This window comes from Microbacterium sp. (assembly GCF_011620665.1).
Classification (GTDB): domain Bacteria; phylum Actinomycetota; class Actinomycetes; order Actinomycetales; family Microbacteriaceae; genus Microbacterium.
Genome location: NZ_WOYQ01000077.1, coordinates 11900 through 18335 on the forward strand (window position 1 = coordinate 11900; position 6436 = coordinate 18335).

6 protein-coding genes are annotated in these 6436 nt (G+C 67.9%); 3 read left to right on the forward strand and 3 right to left on the reverse strand.

The features are described 5' to 3' along the window. Positions 1 to 58 precede the first annotated feature (58 nt). A complete protein-coding gene (locus tag QZV81_RS09925) occupies positions 59 to 928 on the reverse strand; it encodes a Cof-type HAD-IIB family hydrolase (protein ID WP_292836527.1) in 870 nt (289 codons plus the stop codon). Positions 929 to 1017: 89 nt separating this feature from the next. On the opposite strand from QZV81_RS09925, the gene rlmN reads away from it, so the two are divergent. Then, complete coding sequence (gene rlmN / locus QZV81_RS09930; protein ID WP_292836529.1) at positions 1018 to 2265, forward strand: 23S rRNA (adenine(2503)-C(2))-methyltransferase RlmN; 1248 nt, start codon at positions 1018 to 1020, stop codon at positions 2263 to 2265. 44 nt (positions 2266 to 2309) lie between these two features. Here rlmN and QZV81_RS09935 read toward each other — a convergent pair whose 3' ends face one another. Next, a complete protein-coding gene (locus QZV81_RS09935; RefSeq protein ID WP_292836532.1) occupies positions 2310 to 3650 on the reverse strand; it encodes an HNH endonuclease signature motif containing protein in 1341 nt (446 codons plus the stop codon). A gap of 181 nt (positions 3651 to 3831) precedes the next feature. Here QZV81_RS09935 and QZV81_RS09940 point away from each other — a divergent pair, with 181 nt between their 5' ends. After that, positions 3832 to 5016 carry an ATP-binding protein gene (locus QZV81_RS09940; protein ID WP_292836533.1) on the forward strand — a complete coding sequence of 395 codons (1185 nt, stop codon included), beginning with the start codon at positions 3832 to 3834 and terminating at the stop codon, positions 5014 to 5016. After that, complete coding sequence (locus QZV81_RS09945; RefSeq protein ID WP_292836535.1) at positions 5013 to 6185, forward strand: aminotransferase class I/II-fold pyridoxal phosphate-dependent enzyme; 1173 nt, start codon at positions 5013 to 5015, stop codon at positions 6183 to 6185. Before QZV81_RS09940 ends, QZV81_RS09945 begins: the two co-directional genes overlap by 4 nt. Here the strand turns inward: QZV81_RS09945 and QZV81_RS09950 are convergent. Beyond that, positions 6169 to 6436: cation transporting ATPase C-terminal domain-containing protein (locus QZV81_RS09950; RefSeq protein ID WP_292836537.1), on the reverse strand; the 268-nt coding region annotated here is incomplete at its 5' end. The two genes, QZV81_RS09945 and QZV81_RS09950, sit on opposite strands and share 17 nt — an antisense overlap.

Genomic DNA, 6436 nt, shown 5'->3' on the forward strand with positions numbered 1-6436 from the left:
AGCGGGACAGCGGAGCCGCGGTGCCGCTGCTGAAGCTTGCTCGGGATGAGCCTGCGGGTCAGATCAGGCCGAGGGTGACGAACGCGTTCCACACGCCGTCGTCGAGCACGCCGGTCGTGACGTGCTGGGCTCGCTCCTGCAGCGCGGGGTCGGCGTTTCCCATCGCGACGGCGGTTTCGACGACGCCGAACATCTCGACGTCGTTCCAGCTGTCGCCGATGCCGACGGTCCCTGCGGTGTCGCGCTCGAGCAGCGCGAGGACTTCGACGATCGCCGATCCCTTGTTCACGCCGCGCACGGCTACCTCGCCGTTCGAGCCGCCGGGCATGGGGATGGAGCCCGGGATCACATGGAACCGATCGCCGAGCGCGTCCTCGACGCGGGCGAGAGTGTCGGACTGCGGGCTGATGAAGGTGCTCTTGGCCACGGTGTCGTAGTCGATGCCGTCGATCGGGCGGTAACGCAGTGCGGGCAGCGGCTCTTCTTCGGCATCCAGCCCGAGGCGCCGCAGGTCCTCGCTGTGCCGTGCGCGCCGCTGCCGGAAGAACTCTCCCGCGAAGGCCCCGATTCCCTCGCTTGCGAAGACGGCCTGGTGGGTCTGCAGAAAGTAATGGATGCCGTGTTCGTCGAAGTAGCCGACCATCCGGTCGACGTCGGCACGGGGCATGACGTGCGACACGACGAGCTCATTCCCGCGCGTCGCGAACGCGCCGCCGTTCGTGATGGCCCCGTCGAAGCCGATCGCGCGGACCAAGGGATGCAGATCACCGGCGGACCGGCCCGTGCAGAGGTAGACGAGGTGGCCGTTCGCGCGCGCCGCGCGGATCGCGGTGACCGTCGATGGGGCGATGACCGAGCCGTGTTCGAGGATCGTCCCATCGACATCGATGAACACGGTCCGGGTGGCGGTGGGCAGGAGAGAGGTCACTGATCCATTCTCTCCCGCCGGGGCGAGCGGGCGGACCTGGCGCGGCTCCTGCGCGGCCGTCGTCCAGGCGCCGCCGCTACCCTGGATCCATGAACGACTCCGATTCCACCCCCGTGCGCAGCACCGGCCCCCGGCAGGTCCGCCCGCGCACCGAGGGGTGGACGCAGAAGCAGGATGCCGACGGCAAACCGCTTCTGCAGTTCGCAGCGCCGAAGCGCGCAATGCCGCCGGTGCACCTCGCCGATCTCACCCCTGAGCAGCGTGTGGCCAAGGTGAAAGACCTCGGGATGCCGGGCTTTCGCGCCGGGCAGCTCGAGAAGCACTACTTCGAGCACTACACGTCTGATCCGGCTCATATGACCGATCTGCCGGCATCCGGCCGGGAAGCGCTCGCCGCGGACATGCTCCCGCATCTGCTGACCGAAGTGCGCCGCCTGGAGACCGACCGCGGCGACACGATCAAGTTCCTGTGGAAGCTGCACGACGGCGCTCTGGTCGAGTCGGTGCTCATGCGCTACACCGGCCGCATCACGCTGTGCGTGTCGTCGCAGGCCGGATGCGGCATGAACTGCCCGTTCTGCGCGACCGGGCAAGCGGGTCTCACCCGCAACATGTCGGCGGCCGAGATCGTCGAGCAGGTCGTGCGCGCCAACCGCCTGATCGCCGACGGCGGTCTCGGTGACCCGCGCCGCGTGGGTCACGAGGAAGAGCGCGTCACCAACATCGTCTTCATGGGGATGGGCGAGCCGCTCGCCAACTACAACCGCGTCGTGCAGGCCGTGCGCACGATGGTCGACAAAAGGCACGGGCTCGGGATGAGCGCGCGCGGCATCACCGTGTCGACCGTCGGACTCGTGCCGGCGATCAACAAGCTCGCCGCCGAGGGGATCCCGGTGACCTTCGCCCTGTCGCTGCACGCGCCGGACGATCACCTGCGCGATGAGATGATCCCGATCAACTCGCGGTGGAAGGTCGACGAGGCCCTCGATGCCGCGCGCGACTACTTCGAGAAGACGGGGCGCCGCGTCTCGATCGAGTACGCCCTGATCAAGGACATGAACGATCATGCGTGGCGCGCCGACCTGCTCGCAGAGAAGCTCAACGCCCGCGGCCGCGGGTGGGTGCACGTCAATCCGATCCCGCTGAACCCGACGCCCGGATCGGTGTGGACGGCATCCGAGGTTCCGGTGCAGAACGAGTTCGTGCGGCGCCTGAACGAGGCCGGCATTCCGACGACCCTCCGCGACACCCGCGGCAAGGAGATCGACGGCGCGTGCGGCCAGCTCGTGGCCAGCGAAGAAGATCAGGCCGTCGCGGCAGGGGTTCCGGCGGACTGACTGCTCAGGCGCCCCACACTGTGTCGGTGGGGAGCGATCACCCGTCAGAACGGCGGCGGCGCCTCGGGCCGCGCCTCGGGCGGCGCGGTAGCGGTGAAAGCGAGGACACGCGTCGGGATATCGGGATGGACGCGCCCGGTCGGACTCGTCCACTCGAGGATGCCGCCGGGCTTCTGCCGAACGGTCCAGGCGGTGTGGTGCTTGAGAACGTGATGTCGGCGGCAGAGGTGGGCGAGATTGCAGACCTCCGTCGCCCCGCCGAGCGCATGGTCGATCGTGTGATCGATGTCGCATCGCCACACGGGCTGCCGACAGCCGGGAAAGCGACAGTGCTCGTCGCGGGCGGCAAGGAGTTTCCGCAGCCTGGACGGCGGACGGTACTGGTCGACCGCGAGGACACACCCCGACGGGTCGGTATGCAGGCGGGTCCACGCGCGAGCGGTCGCGGCCAGGTGGCGAGCCGTCCGAGGGTCAAGAGGGCCGTGCCCGGCCAGTTCCCCCGCAGCGCCACCGCCGCCGATCGTGGCGGCGGGGATGGTGATGTGCACGCGCGCGACGATCGCCTCTGCTTCCGGAGTCGTGGCAGCTGATTCCGAGGCGGTGGCGTGCCCGGTCAGCAGCAAATCTGCGAGGACGTCTGCCCGGACGTGGTTCAGGCTGCGGGTGTCCCGGGCCACAGGCGAACTCCCATCAGCGTCGTCGACCTCTGCCTTCCGCGCCTCGATGATCGACTGGGCGATCTGTGTGGCCCGATCGAACGCGCCGTGGATGATCACGGCGGAGCCGCGCAGGGTCAGATCGGCGATTCCGTCTTCGCCGTCGATGACCCACGCGCGCCGGCCGGCCGCCGCAGCGTCGTGGCGCTCTTGCGGGGTGGTCGGATCGAACCGCTGCGCGAGCATCCGCAGGATCGGACGGGCGCGCCCCGGCGTCTCACGCCGGCACACTCCGAGCGCGGCGCCTTCGAAGGCTGCTCTCGCCTGCTCGTCATCGATCCGGCCCCCGGCCTCAGCGATCGCTGCCAGGTGCCCCCGATCGATGTCCCCGACCTCCAGCGCCCGGACGGAGGAACTGAATCGCGCAACGAGATCGGCTGCGTCACCCAGGCGCGCCTGCACCGACCTGTCGGATGCTCGCATGGCCGCGGCGAGCTCCGCCGCGATCTCGCGCACCGGCAGGTCACTCTGCCGCGAGTCCACCGATCCGAGAGTCGACCGGCGTCGGGTGGCCAGAGCCATGGCGTCGGCGAGAGCACGCAGCTCCGCCGCATCGGCTGCGGCTCTCGCCTTTCTCGCCGCGACGACTCGCCCGGTGACCGCGTCGAGCGCCCGGAGATCGCCGGGCGTGAACTCGGGCGACGGGGTCGGTTCGGTCGAGCGGGACATGCCTCCATCATGACGAGGGCCTCCGACACCCGGGCCGACGAATCCCCGGTCAAGAGCTGATTGTGGATAACCCGCCGCGGACGCGTCCTGTGGAGAACGCGATGCACCGGCTGCCGACAAGCGGCCCTCGAGCGTCTAAACTGGAGCTCCAGATCTAAAGAATCTAAAGGGTATAAACACGATGGAGGATCGCAGTGACAGCCCGTTCCGGGCCGGGTTCGGAAAGACGCCGCCCGTGCTCGTCGGACGCGATGATCTGATCGTCGACTTCGGCGCTGCCATCGACGTCGGCGCATGGGGCCAGGAGCGCGTCACCCTCATCGAAGGCCTCCGCGGTGTGGGCAAGACCGTCATGGTCAATGCTCTCGAGGATGTCGCTCGTGAACGCGGCTGGTTCGTGGTGTCGGAAACGGCTACGCCGGGGTTCGCGGAAAGGATCACGTCGACGCACCTTCCGCGCATCCTGAGCGTGCTCGATCCTCCGCCGGCTCGTCGGATCACCGGCGCGGGAGTCGCCGGCGCGACCATCACGACCACGCTCGTCGATCATCCGCAGCCCACTCCGACGCTCCGCAGTCAGCTCGCCGACTTCAGCGAACTGGCGGGTGGCCGGGGAATCCTCATCACTCTCGACGAGATCAGCCTCGCGGCCCGAGACGATCTCAGCTTCTTCGTCGCGGAGCTTCAGCACTCGATTCGCCAGGATCGCGAAGTGGCCTTCGTGGGGGCGGGCCTCGGATCGTCCATCAGCGAACTCCTGGGAGCGCGATCGCTCACGTTCCTGCGTCGCGCGTCTCGGCAGACTCTTGACTTTCTCGACTACGACGATGTGCTCAGAGCCCTCGGCAAGCCGATCACGGATGCCGGGCGCGTGATCGGCGACGAAGCGCTCGCCTACGCCGCCGCCGCAACGCAGGGCTATCCTTTCCTCGCTCAGCTCATCGGGGACCTCGCGTGGCGCGCTCACCCCGGCAACCAGGAGATCTCACTCGATGACGTCCAGAACGCCTACCGCAGAGCGCGCCGTACAATGGGGTCGCACATCCTCGAACCGTCTCTGCGCGACCTGTCGAACACAGACCGCACAGTGCTCGCCGCGATGGCCGCGGTCGACGGCCCATCGAAGGTCTCCGACCTGCGCGTCACCCTCGGGGTGAACGCGCGGTACATGGGGGTCTATCGGCAGCGACTCCTCGACGCCGGCGTGATCTATGCGGTCAAGCACGGAGTCGTCGATATCGCGCTTCCCTACCTGCGCGAGTACCTGCGCGATCACGTCGTGACCGATGCCACGACCGAAAGTGCGCGCCGACGCCTGGCCTTCCCGGCGCCACCATCGTTGCCCACCCAAGGAGAGACAGAATGACCGAGCACAGGTTCGACGCCATCCGCATAGAAGATCTCCGCGCCGGCGGGAGCGTCAAGTGGTCGATGTTTCCCGACACGATCGGTGCATTCGTCGCTGAAATGGACTTCGGTGTCGCCCCGCCCATCGAGCAGGCCCTTCACGCCGCGGTCAGCTCTGCCCGGTTCGGCTACCTTCCGCCGAAGCTGGCCGAAGAGATGTCGGTGGCGACCGCTGGATGGTTGCGGCAGAGCTCGGGCTGGGAGGTTCCGGCGAGCGCGATCTCTCCGCTCGCCGATGTGATCAAGGCGCTCGAAGTCACCATCGAGCATTACAGCGACCCGGACGCACCCGTGATCCTCCCGACTCCGGCGTATATGCCGTTCTTCTCGATTCCGCCGGCGCACGGTCGTGAAGTCATCGAAGTGCCGCTGACGCAGACGGACGGCCGATACGAGCTCGACCTCGATGCGATCGATGAGGCGCTCGCTCCGCGGGGCGGATTGTTCATTCTGTGCAATCCGTACAACCCGGTCGGCCGCGTGTTCACGAGAGATGAGCTGTCGGCGCTCAGCGAGATCATCGACCGGCGCGGCGCACGCGTGTTCTCGGATGAGATCCATTCTCCTCTCGTCTTCTCGGGTCGGCAGCATGTGCCGTACGCGTCTGTATCGGATGCTGCCGCTTCGCACACGGTGACCGCGACCTCCGCTTCGAAGGCGTGGAACCTCGCCGGCCTCAAGTGCGCACAGATCATCCTGAGCAACGACGCCGATCTGCGCGTCTGGGAGAAGGTCGGCGCGATGGCGAGCCACGGTGCCGGCAACCTGGGTGTGATCGCCAACACGGCCGCCTACACTTCTGGCCGGGAGTGGCTCGACGAGGTCGTCTCCTACCTCGATGGCAACCGTTGCGCCCTCGGCGACCTGCTCGCCGAGCACCTTCCCGGTGTGCGCTACTCGATGCCGGAGGGGACCTACATCGCCTGGCTCGACTGGCGGGAGTACGCTTTCGCAGATCACGCGGCCGATTTCCTGCGCGACAACGCCCGGGTGTCAATGACGGACGGTGTGATGTGCGGCGCTCCGGGGCGCGGATTCACCCGCATGATCTTTGCAACTGGCCGCCCCATCCTCGAGCAGGCCGTGGAACAGATGGGTGCGGCGGCGCGTCTCAGCCGCGGGGCATGAGCTGGGCTGAGCGTTGTGCGAGGGTGCGGCGCTTGCCCACGATCCGGCCGACCTCGCGGAAAGCGACGAAGATGGCCGCCGCGAGCAGGACGAATCCCCAGTCGAGCGCGCTCAACGGTCCGGTCTTGAACATCGTCTGCGCCCAGGGCACGTAGACGATCACGAGCATGATGACCACCCCGGCGCCGCACGCCGACCAGTAGGTCGGGTTCGAGAGTGTGTAGCGGCTGAACAGCCCGCCCGCGCTGCGG